This is a genomic window from Marinomonas sp. SBI8L, assembly GCF_001624705.1.
Lineage (GTDB): Bacteria > Pseudomonadota > Gammaproteobacteria > Pseudomonadales > Marinomonadaceae > Marinomonas.
The window spans coordinates 1-18,700 of record NZ_JSEO01000016.1 but is presented as its reverse complement, the minus strand read 5'-3'; the positions used below and the strand labels follow the sequence as shown (position 1 = coordinate 18,700).

Annotated in this window: 20 protein-coding genes; 7 read left to right on the top strand and 13 right to left on the bottom strand. The window is 40.2% G+C overall.

Annotation, left to right across the window (positions count from 1 at the left end):
* Positions 1-298 precede the first annotated feature (298 nt).
* From OA91_RS20145 to OA91_RS20135, 3 genes are all read right to left on the bottom strand, one after another.
* Positions 299-646, bottom strand: coding sequence for a RidA family protein (locus tag OA91_RS20145; protein ID WP_046018134.1), 348 nt, complete (start codon positions 644-646; stop codon positions 299-301).
* Between the two features lie 153 nt (positions 647-799).
* Positions 800-1,660 (bottom strand): GNAT family N-acetyltransferase, encoded by an 861-nt coding sequence (locus OA91_RS20140; RefSeq protein WP_231870424.1) that lies wholly within the window; start codon positions 1,658-1,660, stop codon positions 800-802.
* Between the two features lie 18 nt (positions 1,661-1,678).
* On the bottom strand, positions 1,679-2,116 hold the full coding sequence (locus OA91_RS20135) for a VOC family protein (protein ID WP_063339668.1): 438 nt from the start codon (positions 2,114-2,116) through the stop codon (positions 1,679-1,681).
* 284 nt (positions 2,117-2,400) lie between these two features.
* Here OA91_RS20135 and pssA point away from each other — a divergent pair, with 284 nt between their 5' ends.
* The 7 genes from pssA (at position 2,401) to OA91_RS20100 (ending at position 10,365) form a co-directional block, all read left to right on the top strand.
* Complete coding sequence (pssA, locus tag OA91_RS20130; RefSeq protein ID WP_046018136.1) at positions 2,401-3,750, top strand: CDP-diacylglycerol--serine O-phosphatidyltransferase; 1,350 nt, start codon at positions 2,401-2,403, stop codon at positions 3,748-3,750.
* A gap of 772 nt (positions 3,751-4,522) precedes the next feature.
* Positions 4,523-7,321, top strand: coding sequence for a monovalent cation/H+ antiporter subunit A (locus OA91_RS20125; protein WP_063339669.1), 2,799 nt, complete (start codon positions 4,523-4,525; stop codon positions 7,319-7,321).
* Positions 7,322-7,693: a Na+/H+ antiporter subunit C gene (locus OA91_RS20120; protein ID WP_046018138.1), complete on the top strand. Its 372-nt coding sequence runs from the start codon at positions 7,322-7,324 to the stop codon at positions 7,691-7,693.
* Positions 7,694-9,202: a monovalent cation/H+ antiporter subunit D gene (locus OA91_RS20115; RefSeq protein WP_063339670.1), complete on the top strand. Its 1,509-nt coding sequence runs from the start codon at positions 7,694-7,696 to the stop codon at positions 9,200-9,202. It abuts the gene before it with no gap.
* Positions 9,202-9,702 (top strand): Na+/H+ antiporter subunit E, encoded by a 501-nt coding sequence (locus OA91_RS20110; RefSeq protein ID WP_063339671.1) that lies wholly within the window; start codon positions 9,202-9,204, stop codon positions 9,700-9,702. Before OA91_RS20115 ends, OA91_RS20110 begins: the two co-directional genes overlap by 1 nt.
* Positions 9,696-9,965, top strand: a complete 270-nt coding sequence (locus tag OA91_RS20105) for a K+/H+ antiporter subunit F (RefSeq protein ID WP_046018141.1) — start codon at positions 9,696-9,698, stop codon at positions 9,963-9,965. Before OA91_RS20110 ends, OA91_RS20105 begins: the two co-directional genes overlap by 7 nt.
* Before the next feature lie 10 nt (positions 9,966-9,975).
* A complete protein-coding gene (locus tag OA91_RS20100; RefSeq protein ID WP_063339672.1) occupies positions 9,976-10,365 on the top strand; it encodes a Na+/H+ antiporter subunit G in 390 nt (129 codons plus the stop codon).
* 336 nt (positions 10,366-10,701) lie between these two features.
* Here the strand turns inward: OA91_RS20100 and OA91_RS20095 are convergent, their stop codons facing one another.
* The 10 genes from OA91_RS20095 to OA91_RS20045 form a co-directional block, all read right to left on the bottom strand.
* Entirely contained in the window at positions 10,702-11,136 is a 435-nt protein-coding gene (locus tag OA91_RS20095) for a DUF2214 family protein (RefSeq protein ID WP_063339673.1), read from the bottom strand.
* Positions 11,137-11,381: 245 nt separating this feature from the next.
* Positions 11,382-11,933: a GNAT family N-acetyltransferase gene (locus OA91_RS20090; RefSeq protein ID WP_063339674.1), complete on the bottom strand. Its 552-nt coding sequence runs from the start codon at positions 11,931-11,933 to the stop codon at positions 11,382-11,384.
* 433 nt (positions 11,934-12,366) lie between these two features.
* Positions 12,367-12,747, bottom strand: a complete 381-nt coding sequence (locus OA91_RS20080; protein ID WP_063339676.1) for a hypothetical protein — start codon at positions 12,745-12,747, stop codon at positions 12,367-12,369.
* 112 nt (positions 12,748-12,859) lie between these two features.
* Complete coding sequence (locus OA91_RS20075; RefSeq protein WP_063339677.1) at positions 12,860-13,192, bottom strand: DUF6508 domain-containing protein; 333 nt, start codon at positions 13,190-13,192, stop codon at positions 12,860-12,862.
* A 109-nt stretch (positions 13,193-13,301) separates the two neighbouring features.
* On the bottom strand, positions 13,302-13,532 hold the full coding sequence (locus tag OA91_RS20070; protein ID WP_063339678.1) for a hypothetical protein: 231 nt from the start codon (positions 13,530-13,532) through the stop codon (positions 13,302-13,304).
* Between the two features lies 1 nt (position 13,533).
* Positions 13,534-13,938 (bottom strand): hypothetical protein, encoded by a 405-nt coding sequence (locus tag OA91_RS20065; protein ID WP_063339679.1) that lies wholly within the window; start codon positions 13,936-13,938, stop codon positions 13,534-13,536.
* Between the two features lie 90 nt (positions 13,939-14,028).
* A complete protein-coding gene (locus OA91_RS20060; RefSeq protein WP_063339680.1) occupies positions 14,029-15,189 on the bottom strand; it encodes an HNH endonuclease in 1,161 nt (386 codons plus the stop codon).
* 118 nt (positions 15,190-15,307) lie between these two features.
* Positions 15,308-16,777, bottom strand: coding sequence for a caspase family protein (locus tag OA91_RS20055; protein ID WP_063339681.1), 1,470 nt, complete (start codon positions 16,775-16,777; stop codon positions 15,308-15,310).
* A 161-nt stretch (positions 16,778-16,938) separates the two neighbouring features.
* Complete coding sequence (locus OA91_RS20050; protein ID WP_063339682.1) at positions 16,939-17,838, bottom strand: hypothetical protein; 900 nt, start codon at positions 17,836-17,838, stop codon at positions 16,939-16,941.
* 89 nt (positions 17,839-17,927) lie between these two features.
* The gene (locus tag OA91_RS20045; protein ID WP_063339683.1) at positions 17,928-18,401 is read right to left on the bottom strand and encodes a hypothetical protein; all 474 of its coding nucleotides are present in this window, start codon (positions 18,399-18,401) and stop codon (positions 17,928-17,930) included.
* Positions 18,402-18,700 lie beyond the last annotated feature (299 nt).

The window sequence follows — 18,700 nt, the reverse complement described above, 5'->3', positions numbered from 1 at the left end:
CATTTTGCCCTTAGGTCAAAATGCTTACTTGATTAAGCTAATCATTAACATGTACCCAGCATAATGGTTAGCTGTTGATTAAGCGATTTGACCTCCTGTAAGAGAGGTTGTCGCTTCTTTCTTACTGGCTGGGCGCTTTTTAATACTTTCCATACTTCCCATTTTGTCTTAAACCAAACACACCATCTCAGTATGACCAAGCCTCATCTCAAAGTGCTTCTATCTATAAAATTAATATATTTGAGGCACAAAAAAAGCCGCAACACCTAGATGTTGCAGCTTTTCTTAGGATCTTAAATTAAAGTGCAGCAGTCACTGTCACTTCAACCAAAACAGTGTCACGTACCATAGTTGCTTGAACGCAAGTACGAGCAGGTGCAGAACCCATAGGTAGCCACTCATTCCATAGGGCATTAAATGTAGGTACATCCTTGTTATCTTTAACATGGATTAAAGCAGATAGGATTTTAGTATTATCTGTACCCGCTTCTTTTAGATGCTCATCAATACGCGCTAGTACAGATTTTGTCTGGCCAGCCATATCTTCTGTCACATCGTGTGGTACCTGACCACAAAGGTATACCGTCTCATTATGGATAACAATGCGGCTAACTCTTTCGTCTGTTTGCATGCGAGTAATGGTCATGGCGTGATTCCTATTAATTAAAAAGTAAAAATTGATGAGGATCTCATCAACGAAAAAACGCCTTATATTGTATGTTTCTAACGTTCTAGATTCGAGAGAATATCATTTCATAATACAAATTCTTTTTATACTTTGAAAAGTTTGTCTTATCTTTTAGCCGATCTCAAAGGATGTCACCCCATAGATACGGTTTAATGGGAGTGCTGGCTGAGTTTGAGTGTACATACGAGCCGTTTCAAACACAGGTTCCATGGCAAAATCCTTTGCCAATAACACGGCATCTTGATGACAGGCCGGTACATCTAAGAAGAAAGCAGCCCCTTTAGGTAAATCAGTCGTTAAAGTAGCAATTAAAGACCTCGCTATCTCTGCCGAATCGGCAAACAAAGGCGCGATTTTATAACCCGTTTGGCACTGCCTGATGACCCCATAACCTTGTACGCTACCCTCGTCCACATAAGCCAAAGCGTCAGCATCATCTTGCTCAACCCAAGCTTGAACAAAAGCCGTGCGATCAGCAGGAAAAAAGGCGTTTTCATAAGTAAATAAAGATGAAAGTGGCACAGTTCCAAGAGGCACTGCAGCGCCTTTAAGCTTATTTGGCTTATCGGCATTCACTAGACTCACTTCACCTTGAAAACGCACATTGGCGTAAGCCAGTTGAAACCCTGATTTTTGATAGTTTGCTTGCTGAGCAGCCACACCATCTAAACCAATATTACAGCCAGATAAATAAGACATTGCCGCTTGCCAAAGCTGCATGCCGTAACCCTGCCCACGAAACTCAGGCTTTACTAAATAAAAACCAATAAAAGCAAAGTCTGGGGAATATTTAATCGCCGAGATACAGCCTATTGGCTCTCCATCGAACTCGGCAAGTAAGAAGCCATTCGGATCTGCAAGAAAGTAGGTTTTCGCATCGTGTAAACCTGGATTCCAGCCCTCCATTGCAGCCCAACTTAATGCTAAACCGAGCTCTTCTTGGGTCATTTTTCGAATATGTAATTCTGCCACGAGACTCTCTCCTAAGTCCTATTCACTTGCTCTTGCTAGCATGCGAGACATAACAGGATGATCTTCCTTAAGCTGAAGCAAATCCCACAAGTTACCATACAGATCTTTAAAGACAGCGACTGTGCCATAGGACTGCTCTTTTGGGTCTCTAACAAACTCAATTCCTAAACCTTTCATTCTTTCATAGTCACGCCAGAAATCATCTGTATTCAAAAACAAGAACACACGTCCACCAGATTGGTAACCAATAAAGTCTTCTTGTTCCGGTTTTGAGGCTCTGGCTAATAACAAACTCATTTCTTTTGAACCAGGAGGTGCGACAACAACCCAGCGTTTATCTTCTTCTGGCAGGTATAAGTCTTCGATTAAATCGAATTTAAGTTTATTAACATAAAAATCAATGGCTTCATCATAATCTCTGACGACTAGAGAGACGTGTACTATTGCTTGCTTCATTCCCTTACCTCTTGTGTTAATTGCACTCAATTAGAAAAACTAATCGATTAGCTGCTTAAATTTCACTCATTCGAAAGTGCCATACAGGCCGTGGATGATATCAGTCACACTTTAAATAGAAAGCCAAGGGTTAAAAACTTTATAAACGGATATCTGAAACGGGTTTAGAAACTCTAATTTCGCCTCAAGATTAGAAGAAATTAAACTGTTTCTGCTATAATCCCGCTTTTTTTAGATTCTACACTTTTTATCTTTTATATTTAGATCGCACAAACGAGACGAGAATGGATTTAGCACTAGCTAATAGGCAGCGTATTGAGAAACTTCCATGCATTGCCCATGCCCCAGAAAACTTAGAAACACTGCTTGATGCAGGTTCCTTTCGTGAACGATTACACCTTGAAATTAGCCAAGCTAAACAACGTATCTATCTAGTTGCCCTTTACTTACAAGATGATGCTGCTGGTAGAGATATTCTTACGTCACTCTACCAAGCCAAACAAGCAAATCCAAAATTAGATATTAGAGTGCTGGTTGATTGGCACAGAGCACAACGTGGTTTAATTGGTGCGAATAAGTCCGATGGTAATGCGGCTTTTTATAGAGAGTATGCAGAAGCCTACGAACACCAGATAGAAGTACTTGGCGTACCCGTTAGAAACCGAGAAGTATTTGGCGTACTTCACCTTAAAGGCTTTATTGTCGATGATAGGGTTATCTATAGTGGCGCCAGCTTAAACGATGTGTATTTAGCGCAACAAGATAGATACAGATACGATAGATATCATGTACTGCAAAACAAAGCCCTTGCCGATACCATGTCTGCTTTTATCGTAGACACACTGACGGATAGCGATGCGGTAAACTGCTTAAACAAGCAAGTAAGACCAACAACCAAGGCGTTAAAAGGGGCAATAAAAAACCTAAGAAGCCAACTGCAAAGTGCCAGTTATCACTTTGATAACCAAAGCATTAGCGCAAATCAAGTAGGCTTAACCCCGCTAATAGGCTTAGGTAAACGCAAAAATCGTTTGAATAAACATATCTGCACCCTACTTGCTAGCGCTCAAAAAGAACTTACCATTTGCACCCCCTACTTTAATTTTCCAAGATTAGTTAGCAAAGAGATTAAACTCGCACTAAAACGTGGTGTAAAAATTAATATCATAGTGGGCGATAAAACAGCTAACGACTTCTTTATCCCACCAAGTGAGCCTTTTAAAACGATTGCAGGTTTACCTTATCTATATGAAGTGAATCTAAGAAAGTTTGCTAAGCAAAATGAGAGTGCCATTAACAAGGGCCAGTTATCTCTAAACCTATGGCGTCATGATAACAATAGCTTTCACTTAAAAGGCATCTGGGTTGATCAGCAATATATGATGATCACAGGGAATAATCTGAATCCACGAGCGTGGAAACTGGATTTAGAGAATGCCATTTTAGTTCATGATAAAAACCAACTATTAGCAGAACAAAACGAGAAAGAGCTCGCCTGCATCATGCAGCACTGCACCCGAGTGAATAGCTATCTCATGATAGACAATGTTAATAGCTACCCTAATGAAGTGAAAAAGCTGATTAAGCGTATTCACCGCACCAAGGTAGACCATATCCTTAAGCAAATCCTCTAACCAGAAGATTCGAGCCTCTCATGTTTTGATAACTAAGCTAAAAAGCACAGATTCGCGCTTAACTTACTAATCAAAACATGAGCTTACCTATACCCGCTATTTTCAGATAGTTTCCTGCCTAGCCTTTTCTTTTTCTTACTCATTTGATAGTCTGCTTTCAATTTTTTTGATTCTGCATCAACGGATAAATTGTCTTTTTCGCGCGAATATACTGTTTAAATTATCTTCTTCGCGCGAATATACTGTTTAAATTATCTTCTTCATAAGCACTATCGGTTATAAGGTTATGATTCTAAACAAGTATTTCAATATCATTACTCTGGGTTACTATACAGATATTGTATTAATCTGGGCTGGCATTGAACGAGTAGTTTGATACCCTGCTTTTACCAACACCATTGAGTCCATAAATAAGAGACATTTTATTTATAAGTGAAATTTTCGAAATATTGTTTTTACTCTTAGCGACCTCTGCATGTACTTCAGTGATCATATCTCCTTATATTTTTCGTTTACGATAGGGCTGAGCGAGTGCTGAAGCCAAATTGGCGATTAATACAAAGCTAAAGGCGGCCGTTAACCTAATCATGCTTGAACACTTTATTCAGTGTATTTAGCTTTTTTAACCAGAAATTGGAGTGAGTGTCTTGATAAGACCTATTTTAATTGTATAACTTTTACTCTCTGGCTATCTTTTTAACTGTTTTAATTCGTTTTTTTGATTTATATAACATTGACCAGCTTAATATTTTTTAATGCAGGAGCATCATAGTTGAATACCTTACTCTGGCTACCTTTACTGCCCTTATTAGGTAGTTTAGTTCCCCTTCTTACAGCGCGTTACAATCGTAATGTCTGTACATTATTCACCGCCATTCTCCCCTTTATTGCTTTATTACTTGTCGCTGAAATGACACCGGATGTACTGAATGGCGAAAACCATTATGCAGCCGCTCAATGGATTCCTCTGCTAAACCTAAACATCGCCTTTCGTTTAGACGGTTTATCACTACTATTCTCCATTTTGATTTTAGGCATTGGCCTGCTGGTCATTTTATATGCTCGCTACTATCTATCTCCCAAAGATTCGATAGGTAAGTTCTACTCATTCCTCATGCTATTCATGTTTGCCATGTTAGGTGTTGCTTTATCTGACAACTTGCTGCAAATGTGGATGTTCTGGGAATTAACCAGTATTAGCTCTTTCTTGCTGATTAGCTTTTGGGGACATAAATCTGAAGCGCGTAAAGGCGCTCGAATGGCTCTTACTATTACAGGTGCAGGTGGTTTATGCCTTCTAGCCGGCATTATCATTCTAGGAAACATAGTAGACAGCTACTCTTTACAGGTTATTTTAGATAGCGGCGACTTTATCCGCGCACACTCTGCTTATCCTGTTATTCTGGTTTTATTCCTACTAGGTGCTTTCACTAAATCAGCACAATTTCCTTTCCACTTCTGGTTGCCACATGCCATGGCAGCACCGACACCCGTCAGTGCTTATTTGCACTCAGCCACCATGGTAAAAGCGGGCATCTTCTTGATGGCCCGAATGCACCCTGTTTTGGCAGATACAGAACTTTGGTTCTTAATTGTTAGTTTAACGGGTTTGAGCACCTTGTTACTGGGTGCCTATATCGCTCTGTTCAAGCATGATCTAAAAGGGTTGCTTGCTTACTCAACTATCAGTCACCTTGGTTTGATTACCTTGCTACTCGGTTTAGATACACGTCTTTCTACCGTTGCAGCCCTTTTCCACATTATCAACCACGCAACTTTTAAAGCTTCGTTATTCATGGCCGCAGGTATCATTGACCATGAGACAGGCTCACGAGATATGCGCCAGCTAAACGGCTTGTGGAAATACATGCCTCATACGGCAACACTGGCAATGGTGGCGGCTTCCTCTATGGCAGGCGTGCCTCTATTAAATGGTTTCTTATCTAAAGAGATGTTTTTTACTGAGACACTTCACCAAGCGGCTCTTGGTTCTCTTTCCTGGATGATCCCAGTATTAGCAACGGTGGGTGCCGTGTTTGCAGTGGCTTACTCTATGCGTTTTGTACACGATGTCTTCTTTAACGGTGAGCCGATCAATCTACCTAAAACGCCTCATGAAGCACCAAGATACATGCGTGTTCCTGTGGAGATATTGGTAGCCTTATGTTTATTAGTGGGTATCTTCCCAGGCTTTATTATTGGCGATTTATTGTATGCCGCTTCTTTAGCTGCAATAAATGGACCTGTGCCTGAGTATAGCCTGTCGATCTGGCATGGCTTTAATTACCCATTATTGATGAGTTTTGTGGCGACAGCCGGCGGCCTGGTTATCTACTACTTCAGACAGCATTTGTTTGCCTTCCAAGCTAACTTCTCTGAACCTGATGCCAAACAGATTTTTGATAACATAGTTAAAAATATCATTAAGCGCTCAACCACACTCTTTAACTTCTTAGAGAATGGTTCTTTACAAAGGTACAACTACTTACTCATCAGTTTGGCTGCCATTATGATGGCGGCACCTCTGATGGATTTAAGCACTACCTTAGGTGTGCGCCCTGAGTTGCCATACAATATAGTGGATGTCACAGCAGCTGTTCTCTTAGTGATAGGCGCTCTTACAACCGCCATCTGTCATAGACACAGAATGTTGGCATTAATATCCCTATCCATAGTCGGCTTTGTAGTGTCATTAGCCTTTGCACGTTTTTCTGCTCCTGACCTTGCTTTAACGCAATTATCAGTCGAGGTTGTCACTGCGGTATTATTGATGCTGTCTTTGTTCTTCTTACCACAAAGAGCACAAAAGCAATCTAATCCAAGACGCCTCATTCGTGACCTTGGTATTTCTGCGGTTGTTGGTGGCTTAATCGGTACTATTTGTTACGCCATACTAACGAGGCCATTAACCAGTATTTCTGACTTCTTCATCGCCAATAGTAAAACTGGCGGTGGCGGTACAAACGTAGTTAACGTCATCCTAGTGGATTTCCGTGGTTTTGATACCTTAGGGGAAATTACCGTTCTAGGTATCGCAGCGCTAGGTATTTACAAGCTAATTGCCCGCATGAAGCTATTCATGCCAAGCAGTGATTACAAAGGCCGCCCTTGGTCAAATGATGGACACCCTATGATGTTGGCTGTTTTATCACAAAGCTTATTACCTATTGCCCTACTCGTGTCTGCATTTATCTTCTTCCGTGGCCACAATATGCCAGGCGGTGGCTTTATTGCAGGTCTGATCACCTCTGTTGCCATTATCCAGCAATACATTGCACACGGTGTTGATTGGATGAAACACAGAGTAAAAGTCGATTACCAAATCCTAATCGGCAGCGGCATCGCCATTGCTGCACTAACAGGTGTTGGCAGCTGGGCATTTGATAAGCCTTTCCTCACCTCTTGGTTCGATTATTTTTACTGGCCTGTTGTTGGTAAATTTGAATTAGCCAGCGCCATGATCTTCGACCTAGGTGTTTACCTGACTGTCATTGGCGCAACCATGCTTATTTTGGCTAACCTAGGCAAATTAACCACCAGTGAACGTCCTATTCAGAAGGAGGAAGAATAAATGGAAGGCATTTACGCTTTTTGTGTTGGTATGCTAACCGCATGCGGTATCTTTTTAACGCTACGCGGACGTACTTTCTCCGTTGTTCTAGGCCTTACCATGCTGTCTTATGCAGTTAACTTATTTCTCTTTGCCAGTGGACGCCTTGCGATCGACAGCGCGGTTATTCTCGGCGAGTCTGAAATTTATGCAGACCCGCTACCTCAAGCCTTGGTTCTTACCGCCATTGTCATTGGTTTTGCTATGACAGCCTTTGTGGTGATCCTAGCCATGAGGGCTCGTGCTGATTTAGGTAACGATCATGTTGATGGAAAAGACCCTGATGAAGTCGCAGCCTCTATGACGCTGAATAAAAAAGGGGAGATAAACTAAATGCAACACTGGACAATTCTTCCTATTTTGCTGCCTTTGCTCGTTGCATCTGCCATGCTGCTCCCCCCTTTATCCTCAAGGATTCAGTGGTTACGCATCGCATCAATCGGCACCTTAGCCATACTGACTATTCTAGCGACCCTACAAGTAGCGACGGTTATTACTGAGGGCACTCAACTCTATATTCTAGGTGGGTGGTCACCACCATTTGGTATCGTCCTTGTTGCGGATAAAGTATCAGCATTATTGGTACTACTTACCAGCTTCCTCGCCCTGTGCTGCATGATTTATGCGTGTGCTGACCATGATAAAGGCGGTGAGTTCTTTCATCCGCTTTTCTTATTCCAAGTCATGGGTATCAATGGCGCATTTCTAACAGGCGATTTGTTTAACCTTTTCGTCTTTTTCGAAGTCTTGTTGATCGCCTCTTATGCCCTATTAGTGCATTCTGGCGGTAAGAATAAAACCCAAGCCGCAGTCCACTACGTGGTGATCAACCTGCTTGGTTCCAGCTTATTCTTGTTCGGCCTCGGCATACTTTATGGCACATTAGGTACACTGAATATTGCGGATATGGCGGTTAAAGTCAGCCAGCTTCCAGAAAGTGAAACCATACTGGCTAAGATTGGCGGCTTACTTCTCTTAATAGTATTTGGTCTTAAATCTGCCATGCTGCCTCTACAGTTCTGGCTTTCTAAAACTTACTCTTCGGCCAGCGCGCCCGTTGCTGCCTTATTCGCTATCATGACAAAGGTAGGTATCTACAGTATTTTCCGTGTCTTCACAGTGATATTTGGCGACGATGCCGGCGAACTAGCTAACTTCTCAGTCGATTGGTTATGGCCCCTAGCGATACTGACAATTTCTATTGGATCTTTAGGTGTGCTAGCAAGCCCAACGCTAAAACTGCTTGCATCTAATTTGGTGGTTGTCTCTGCTGGTACCTTACTGGTTGCCGCTGCATTGCACTCTGAGCTTGCCATCGCTGGCGCGCTTTACTACATAGTACACAGTACGCTAGTAACAGCAGGCCTCTTCCTCTTAGCGGATGTGATTGCCAAGCAAAGAGGACAAGCAGAAGACCGCCTAGTCAACTCAAGAGCCCTGTCTCAACCAAAACTCATTGGCTTTGGATTTGCCATATTAGCCTTAACCATTATCGGTATGCCGCCTTTCTCAGGCTTCATAGGAAAAATAATGGTACTTAACTCAGCTGAGACCATGGCAACTCGCTTATGGATTTGGCCGGTTATTCTAATGAGTAGCTTGATTACATTAGTGGCATTTTCAAGAGCGACTTCCAAGCTCTTCTGGAAAACACCCAATACTAAAAACACGGCGGTTGAAAAAGCGCATCCTTACGAAGTAACTGCCATAGTCTTACTCATATTAGGCGCGCCTTTACTTGTGCTTTTCGGAGGCCCAATGACAGAGTACGTCATACAAGCCGCTGCTGACCTCCATAATATGGATGTCTCCGTGTACCCATTACTGCCTGAGGAATCATAATGAAACAGTCTAGCTTTCGCATGTTCCCTATGCCTTTTCACAGCATGCTGCTTTTTGTTATTTGGCTGCTATTAAACAACAGCCTTTCGGCGGGGCATTTACTACTGGCAACGATTTTAGCCATTATTATCCCTTGGGCCGTCAGTAGCATGACAACAGAACGCCCTAGAATCAAAAAGCCAATGCTTGCGATTTCTTACGTGTTTCTCGTGCTTAAAGACATTATTAGCGCGAACTTTTCAGTGGCACTATTAGTGGTTGGCCCACTCAAAAAATTAAGCCCTGGATTCGTTGCTGTGCCATTAGATATCGAAACTGAATTAGGCATCACCTTACTTGCCAGTACAGTGTCTCTAACACCAGGAACAGTTAGCGCCGAGATCTCTGCAGATCAAAAATGGCTCTATGTTCATGCCCTGCACTTAGAGAACCCAGAAGAGTTAATCGAAGAGGTTAAATCTCGTTACGAAGCACCACTAAAGGAGATATTCGGATGCTAGATATAGCCATTCAAATTGTAGGACTCATCTTGTGTGCCTCATTAATATTAACCTTATATCGTTTGCTGGTTGGCCCTAAGTTACCAGACAGGATTCTTGCGCTGGATACCATGTTTATCCACGGTATTGCCTTGATACTCCTCTATGGTATTGCCATTGAAAACGCAATCTACTTTGAAGCAGCGCTACTCATTGCCATGCTTGGCTTTGTTAGTACATCGGCCTTGTGCAAATACTTGCTGCGCGGCGACATAATAGAATAAGAAGGTAACTATGAATTTTTATGTAGAAGCAATTGCGTCAGCCATACTTGTTTTTGGCGGTGTGTTCTTATTAGTAGGCTCTATCGGTTTAGCACGCTTACCCGATGTTTATATGCGTTTACACGCACCAACTAAGGCAACCACTTTAGGTATTGCAGGTGTGCTTATCGCATCTTGCATTATCCAATCCTATCGCCAAGAAAGCCTGTCTATCAGTGAATTATTGATCACCTTATTCTTGATTATTACCGCACCTATTGCGGCGAATATGATAGCGAAAGCAGCACTTCACCACGAAATAGACCCTATCGAAAGAACGAAAGGTCAAGAGCTCATCGCAACTGCAAAAGAAAGAACATCACCTCCAGCACCAGAGGCTGAAGAAGGGAAAGAAGCCTAATAGGAAATAAGCAGCTTAAGAGATCTCGTAAAGCATGATAGCTTGGCCTAAGATTCAACCTTAGGCCAAGCCTTAAACAAAGTAGTTAGCTCAGCATGATGACAAACGATCAGTCCGCCGATTAACTTTATTCCCACTCTCCAATCCGCCTTTTCAAACTCACTAAACATCCAGCCTTCTTCAAGGCAAACTAGCAAAAGCTAATATCAAGAAGTCGTATTAAGAGCGAACAGATTTGAAGCAATTAACTCCCTCATCCTTGAGAGAGTTTAACTGTGAGATATAAATTAAGGAAAGCAGAGCTTAAAACCGCCTGATTTAACCTAAGAACAGCTTTTAGGCGTAGCCCACACCTTGCGCCATCAAAACAGCTAAGAGAGGAATAAAGACTAACGCAACCAATTCCAGACGCTTCAAGAGAATGACTTTGCTAGGAACAAGCACCTCACTCTCAGCACTTTTTCGATTTTTGACAAAAAAGATGGTTGGCATAATAGACAGAAGAGCAACAAACAAAAACAAGCTAAATTTGATATGAAACACCATGTTTTTTGTATAAAAGTCACTGGGCTTTCCAACCCAAAGCCACAAAGACAGGCCCGTCAGTAAAATCACTATCGCACTAATACCATAGAAAGCATCTATAACCGCAAGCTTTCTCAACTGGCCGCCACTCAATTGCTTTGATAGAAAAACATTTTGGCACACCAACATAGAAGCAAGTGAAATAATGCCAATAAAATGTAGGTATCTGACCACTATATCTTCCATATAACATACTCCAATCGCCTAGTTAGGTTTGCATAAGATCTATGTAGGCTCGGTTTATTGCAAGCAAAAATCTCATATCAAAAGTAATATTTTGCAATTAGGTATCTAAGCTGAAAATAAAGGTATGTGAATTCTTCTTGGATAAGCACCTGACATTATGCCGTATTATGGCAAGAGCCTTATCAAGAAGTAAGTATAAAAAAGTCCTAATTTAAAAGGCATTAAGAGCCGCTTTAAGAATCGCTTTAAGAAACACCTAACGGACTATCATTAAGCTTTGACATCAATACATGGTCTTGCCACTTACCTGCGATTTTTAGGTATTTCCTCGCATAACCTTCCTTTTCAAACCCCAACTTATTGAGCACAGCACCACTGCCCTCATTCGTCGGTATGTAATTCGCCATAATGCGATTAAGTTTTAAGTTTGCAAAAATATAGGCAATGCCAGCGTCAAGAATCTCAGTCATCAAACCCTGCCCTTCAAACCTTTTATCAATGGAATAACCTAAGAAACATGCTTGTAAAGGACCTTTGACAATTCCAGTAAAATTGCACACACCCAGTACTTGAGTTTGATCTTTATTAAATGCAACCAGCCTGACTTCTTTATCTGCTTCAAAGTCTTTCTCGCTTTGCTCACCCATAACTTTAAAATTACTCAACGAGAGATAGCCTGAATCACGAATCGGCTCCCAAGGGGCCAGATGAGCCTGATTATCCAGATAGTATTTTAAGACGAGATCGGCGTTAGCCGCAGTAAAAAGAACCAAAGAGGTTCGAGGCGTTTCTATCACAATACGTTTCCCTGTTATGTGTTGATGAATGTTTTTTGAATTTGGTTGGCTTAAAGGATTGAGAGGCCTCTAAATAAATATGAGGAACTTTGATATTAAACTATTGAGACCTTGCCGCTAATACTCACACTGCCCTTGCTCGTAGTTGAAGCGTCCGCCACTATCAAGACAGGTATCTGCCTTAATAAATTCGCTGTTTTTCAATGCTGTGAAACCTATAACAACAAACAATATAAGAAGCGAAGTCATGATCACTTTTAATCGATTCTTTAGTTTCAGCAGAGGTGTATTAAAGGGAAAATGGATTTGCTTGCTCATTCTGCTCACGAGTAGATTCAGCTTAAACATAAGAGTTTATAAAACCAAATATGGTAAAGGCAAAAAATTTATTCATTGTGAGTTATGTCAAGAGCTTGAACGCCTTGTTATGCACTTATCGAAGCAAGCGCTGTATTGATTTTTGGCAATTATCGCTAGTGTAATATACAGCGACCTCGAAATTTCTAATTCTATCTTTGTAACCGCTAATTTCTGTACGAGCAATTGAATCAACTTCTTTATAGGCTAACGGTATCCAAAAGTTAGCGACTTCACCTTCAGTGATGTCCATGCCAAATAACTTAAGGCCTTCAAACACTAATGGAGTTTCAATAACCACTTTGTCCATATGACTGTGATTCCCTCCAGCTTTAGTTCCAGCAGAGGTGTACTCAACGAACAATGGAATCGCTTTCCCATTCTGCTCAGTAGTACACTCAGCTTGAACAAAGGCGCTTATAAATCCAAATATGATGACGATAATAAATTTATTCATAGTGTATAGTGTCGTTAGCACCAGCCGTATTCATTTGGAGCTTTTTTGCTCCGCAAAAAACATAACAAGTAGCGGAGGTCCAACGCGCTTGCGCGTGACGGTGCTAACCTTGCTATACGTTTTCATTCTTTAGATTAATAGCTTGTTTTATTGCACTCTGTAAATGACCTTTTTCTAAATGTGTTTTCCATGAACCCGTTACCCAACGCTCACTTCTCAATATTGCTGTAATCACACATTTTAATTGCTCTAAGTCTGCTTTATTAATATTCTCAATAACACCTTTGAAATTGTGCTTGCGATAATCTTTAAACATTAAATCTGACTTACCCAAGGCCGTCATCAATTTATTTATGGCATCAGGATATTCAGGATGGTGTTCTTCCCATTTAATGTTGGCAACCTCATCGTCAGCTGCCTGTAATAGTTCTAATAGATCATTCATAATTTCGTAACGCCTTACTAATTGGCGTATAAATGCTTGGTTAAAATTAGTGGCGAAGGAGCGCAAACCAAGCGTTTTGCGTCCTTTTGAGTAACTTGTTAAATTTCGACTACTTGAAAGCTTTTTTAAGCATTTTTTCTATTTCGGAATGAGCATATTCGGACACTAATGCTTCTCCTTCTTCGGTAGCGACTTCAATTAAAGCATCATAGTCATTTGACTCACCGCACTCCTGACATTTGATCATGTTTCCTGATGCCAACTCCTGTTCTGTATCGCCTTCAAGATCGCAATCACAAAACAAACACTTTAATGTTATAGAAAAGCTCTTATCTTCCATATTATTCACCTGTAATTTTTAACATAAATGTTGCTAGAGCAATTAAAGAACCGAGGAAAATCAATATGCCTTTATGATCCTCGATGTAGTCGGAAGTTTTCTTTAGCCATGAACGCGATGCTTTTAACCCAACTGCACGCTCTTTTGAGCGAGCAACTCCAACACCTTTAGATGTAATTCCAATACAACCATATTTTCCGCCGCCCATTGCTTTATGCTTTAACCATTCATGAGCTAAACATTTGTCCGTCGCCTTTTCAATTTCTTGCAGAGTAAAGCTCTCTTCAAACCTTGAATTTAATTGGTCGGTAAAATTTTGATCAATAGATAAATGAACTAATTTTGCTGTTGAGCCTGTACTTTCCATATGCTCAACGATGAAACTTAATATCTTGAATTCAGGCACTGTCCCTCCTTAGAAACTTAACGCCGCGCTTTGCGGCTGGTTTGGAGCGTAGCGGAAAACCAGTCCGACAACAGCGCCTTGTTAGAGCATTTACATTGATAGCCTAAACTCTTCAATCTTTGCTCCGATTATATCCTCAGCTCCACCAGATGATACAAGCATGTTTTCAACGTCTGTATCATCAAGAACAAGAATCAATTTTTGATGGACCATCCATTGTTCTCTAATCGTATGTAGGCAACCAGCGGAGTCCCCACCTTTTCTAGAAAAGATGATCCCAAAAAGACCAGCACCATGAGGCTTCAGGTAATTAGAAATTTGAAGAATGTCATTCTTCTTCACTTTTCTGGAATAATTTTTTGCATCTACAACAACATAGTCGGCCGAGTACTTTTCACGCAGAAAAGACCAGAAACCATCAGTTGCATAATTTGGAACGATGAAATCTCTCCGATTAGATTTGGTAAAGTCACTATTCTCATGAATTGGCTTATCAAGAGGCGGGCAGAATAACTCTTCTATAATTTCTCCGACGAGGCTCTGATATAAGTAGCAATCTTCGCGGCCTGGCTTACAAGCCTTAAGTTTGTTTAGTATTTCTTGATCTCGAGAGACTTCTTTTTCACCAGAGATGGCAGTTAAAAGCATTTTAAAGTAGCTACTATCAGCTTTCTGAATAGCTACTTTATAGTTTTTAACTATGTAATCTGCATCCCAGACTTCAATGCCATGAGATTCTACATTTTTTCGTATTTCACTCGGTAATCTTCCAGGTATAGCCAATACTTTTTTGCATTTTCCAATAAGCTTTTCGTACTCTAAAATCTGTTCGATTATCTTTGAGCTGTGGCTTCTAGTTATTGCCTTATTAGATTTGCATTCTATAAGAATTATTTCCTTCTTCTCATTCTCGATGAGAATGTCAGCCCTTGCTCTTCTAGACTCGCCAATAATTGCTTCAAGCTGGATGTTCTGGTTCGAATCAGATGCTTTAAGCACTTGATAAAGGAAATTAACGAATTCAATTTCTTTTGGCCCCATATCCATATAACGATGGCAGTTTGGGCATAGAAGGAGGAAATTATCCTCAGTCATACTGCCACCTTGATGCAGCGGCATTATTGAAGCTAATTCAAGAGGAAACTTTTCTCCTGATATGGAACACATTGCACATGTATTGTTGTGTTTATCAACAATACTCTTTCGCATCGCTACAGAAGGGATTCTTCTTTTACTTATTATTCGTTCCATACTTTATTCTTGATTTCCATTGGTGCTCTAACGCCTTGCCAAGCGGCGTAAAATTGTTGGCTAAAATTAGTGAGGCACGAACGAAAGCCAACTCTTTTACGTCCGTTTAAGTAACTTGTTAACTGCGTTTTAGTGTATGCCTGTATGGAAATTCTAATTTAGAACTTTCATCTATAGGTATAGTTGACTGAATAGATATAGATTTCTTAGGAATCATCATTTCTGTTGATATTTTATCGAGTAATGAATCGTATCGCATTGAGTCATAAGCGATCTCGCCATCAAATGAGTATTTTTCCCATCCATCTTCACCATATAAAATATTTTCACCATCAAAGTGGACTTCTTTAATGATCACACTTCCACTCTTAGATTCAGAAGATGACAACTCTATTGATGCGTCATCAATAGCTTTACCAGGCAATAGATAAAAACTATTTGAAAATGGAAGTAATACTTCTGCTATGAAATCAAATGCAGGCTTATAATCAGGATAAACATCGAGCTCAAAAACAGCATTAAACATTGTTGTTTTGAATGAAGTTCTAAAATCACCTCTAGGATTAAAGAATATTTCAAAAAGCATACCTTCCAATATGCAAATTTGTTTCTCAATATCAATGCTAGATACTTTAGAGCGGAAATTATTAACGTAATCTAAAGCACTTCCAGAGTTTCCGCATGCTGCTTGATACAAATTTCTCCCTAAGACAAATAGAGTATCATCGTCTGAACCAACAAGTAATTGGCTCGTAAGCCCATCTATAGCGGGATTTTGAACATACCAATTACAAGACTTAATTTTCTCAATAATTTCGTGACATGTATTTCCTGCCACGACCGTAAAAAGATCATCTGCAATTGCGAATTTACTATATTTATCGATTTTGCTACCTAAACTTAGATTGAAATAGAAATCACCTGTTAGAGATGTATGTTCCCACGAGGTTTGCTTTCCACTCGTAATTACCGATAAGGAATTCCTTACTTTTTTAAATACGTCTTCAATTGCAATATCAGGCTTGTTTATATGTTTTAAAAGTGACTCAGTATAAGCACCATTGTTGCCTAAACCATCTGAAGCAGTTTCCCCAGGAGAAGTCGAATAGGCAATAAGTGTACCCTTTGGAGCAAACATAGGTGCTAAGGAACCAGATGCTAAAGAACGGCTCCAACTTCTTTCATATGGATTGTCTCTGCAAGAGTCTAATATAACTAAGTTTGTTTTATTTGAGCATGTATCCATTGTATCTATGAGCCTATTTAAAGGATAGGAACTCCACTTGGCAGCAGGCTCATCAGTAAATGTAGTATCGATACATGTTATATAATTTTCGCCATCAATTTGCATTCCATGACCCGCAAAATAGAACAGTCCAACATCATTACTATTCAGACCATCTTTAAACGACGACATGGCTCTATCTAAATCTTCATTACTACAGTCTGTAAGTTTAATGACAGTGAACCCGAGATCTTCTAGTGATTGGCTTATATCATTCGCATCATTAACCGCATTGGGAAGCTTTGCTCCATCACTAGGGTAATTTCCGTTTCCAACAACTAGGGCTATCATTTTTCTATTCATAAATACCTAAATCTGAAATTATCTAAATCTGCGATATTGCGAAGGCAGTTAACGCCACTGTAATGAGCATTTTTTTTCGGAACGTAGCCTTGCGGTAAAGCGGCGAAGCCACCGTAAGGCGAAGTGGAGAAAAAATGTCTCATTGACAGTTTTGTTAGGCACTATTTCAGCCTACTCAATGAATTTTCATTAAACGAAAGGGTTAGCGAATACATTTCTCCCGAAGCAGTTTGCAGAACTAAATCGACACCTTCTATTGGGGGCTCAACTGCACTGATATCCATCCCTTCTACTTCCAGCATTCTTTCTATCATTTTGTTATAAAGTGATAAGCTTTCAACATATACAAAACCGTCCTTATTGTCCTCGGAGTCCCTTGCAGTGTAACTTAGGTCATCATTTTCAATAAAAGGAAGTCTTACAGCATCCATTCCATCTATGTTTGGTTTATAAAACTCAATGAGCTCGGATATTTTTCCTTGCTTCATGCCTTCTAGGATTTTATCTTCGAGCTCATCAAAATATTGATCATAAAATAAGATAAACTCTATCTGCGAGTCTATAACATCATCTTTCTCTCGAAAGGCTCCAACGATTTCCCTTCCCAGATCTTTCTTTATAGGCGATGGTAAAAACACTTCGATATTTACAGACTCCCCAACACCTAACATAATTGGAAAAAAACCATAATTTACATATTTTGGCAATTTATCTAGATGACTAACCTGGCCTACATATGGTTGTGGTAAATTTTCCCACGTTCTAGAGCCATCAAATTTATAAAATGACTCAACGATAGAGATGGGCTTATTGGAAAGATTGGATAACCTTACTCCATACCACGCACCAATTTCTTTAACTACTACTCCATCTGTTTTATCCCTTCTTATTTTGTAGGGGACAACCTTGTGGTCGCCATCAGGCTTTAACAACTCAATCTTTAGATTTTCAGAATACTGTGCGCGATATGTAGCATATGAAAAGCCTCCAGCAACCAATATGCTGATTACAGAGAGAACAAGTGCTATTGCTGATATTTTGTCACTTCTTGACCAACTCAAAAAACTATCCTTGTGCCTAACGCCCACATAAAAGGCGAGCGGTAGCGAGTCCAGCCTGCGTATTTTGCAGGCGATTTTTAATGTGTTTGTTATACATCTTTGTAGGACTTTGGAAAACTCTCTAAATACCACTTATTGCAAAGTGCTTGTGTTGGTTTAGCACCGCTTGCATATCCCTTTGTGCTGTTAACGATACACAAGCCTAACATCATGACCTTTTCGTCAGTGATTTTAGATATTTGAGTATCTCCTTCCTGTATTGGGATTACATCACCTAAAACTTCCAAAGTATCACCAATCGAAAGATCTACGTTTAAGAGCGAGCCTACAGCTATGGTTATTGATCCTAACTCGTCGTCGATAGAAATCAAAAATATAGGTTTACCTTTGTGGCCTATAGATACTTCCACTACTTTTCCGGAAACTCCTATAAAGTTGCCGCTCAAATCAGAGCCTTTCTTAAGATAATCCGATACGTCCTTGGAGTTATGAGGAGTTCGCCACTCTTCAGCCATCAACGTTGCTGAGAAAAAAACAGCTAGTAATAATATGAATTGTTTCATTTGATACCTGGTGTATAACATCTATGGACACCCCGCTTTTTGCAAGCAAAAATATCTTCTGACAAGTAAGGTTTTGCAGCCATCTATTCGGATTTTAAATGAGGACTTTAACCTCTATCCCTGATGAATTTCGCTGACTTGGTTCTAATCATTTTAACGTTTTCTTAAGAAGCGATGTTAGTCCCAGAGTATCCAAGTCACGGTTCAACCTGTTTAGTCATCAACTTTTATACTTAGCAAAACTGAGTATCTTATTTATTCATTCATAAGCAGTTAATTTGTTAACTTAACTGCGCTTT